The organism is Streptomyces sp. 13-12-16 (assembly GCF_002114215.1).
Taxonomy (GTDB): domain Bacteria; phylum Actinomycetota; class Actinomycetes; order Streptomycetales; family Streptomycetaceae; genus Streptomyces.
Genome location: NZ_NCTE01000988.1, coordinates 1 through 770 on the forward strand (window position 1 = coordinate 1; position 770 = coordinate 770).

Consider the following 770-nt stretch of genomic DNA (forward strand, 5'->3'; position numbering starts at 1 on the left):
CCCGCTCGTCGGTCCGGCGCGCCGGCCGGGACCGCCGCACGGCCACCGCCCCGGCGGCCGCGACCGGAACCGCCCACCACAGCTTCCTCATCGAACGTCCTCCGCTTCCGGTGTCCCGGCGGCCACCGTCGGGCGCCGGGTTTCCGTGGCCGTCCGCATGAAACGGCGCCGACCGGGACAAGGCGGGACCGCGCGTACGCGGAGCCCTCCCGCACGCCGGGGCACGGACGGCCCGCCCCCGCCGTGGATGCCCTCCGCCTCGGCGGCCGCCGTCCGGTGCCGGCTTTCGCGCCCTCCCGGACAGGACGGTGACGGCCGGGGAGCAGGTAGGCCGGTGAGCCCTGGGTACTCGCCGCCGCATGATGAAGCGCGCGCTGTGGCAGGGGCTGGTGGCCGGTACGGCCGGGGTGCTGGTGATGACGCTGGGCGAGAAGGTGGAGCAACGGGTGACCGGCCGGCCCGACTCCCACGTGCCCGCCCGCACGTTGGAACGTCTGACCGGCATGCGGGAGCACTCCGGCCGTCAGCCCGTACCGGTGAACCTGGCCATGCACGTGGGCCAGGGCGCCCTCCTCGGGATCCTGCGGTCGGTGATGTCGCACGCCGGGCTGCGCGGGCCCTGGTCGTCGGGGAAGTTCGCCGTCGTCCGCGTCACCGGCGACCAGATCCTGGAGAACGCCACCGGCGTCGGCGCCCCGCCTCAGAGCTGGCCGCGCCGTGAACTCGCCGTCGACCTGCTGCACAAGACGGTGTACGCCTTCGCCACCGGC

1 protein-coding gene is annotated in these 770 nt (G+C 75.5%); it reads left to right on the forward strand.

Going from position 1 to position 770, the window contains the following annotated elements; genetic code table 11:
- Positions 1–359 precede the first annotated feature (359 nt).
- Positions 360–770: hypothetical protein (locus B7767_RS33745; RefSeq protein WP_085575428.1), on the forward strand; the 411-nt coding region annotated here is incomplete at its 3' end.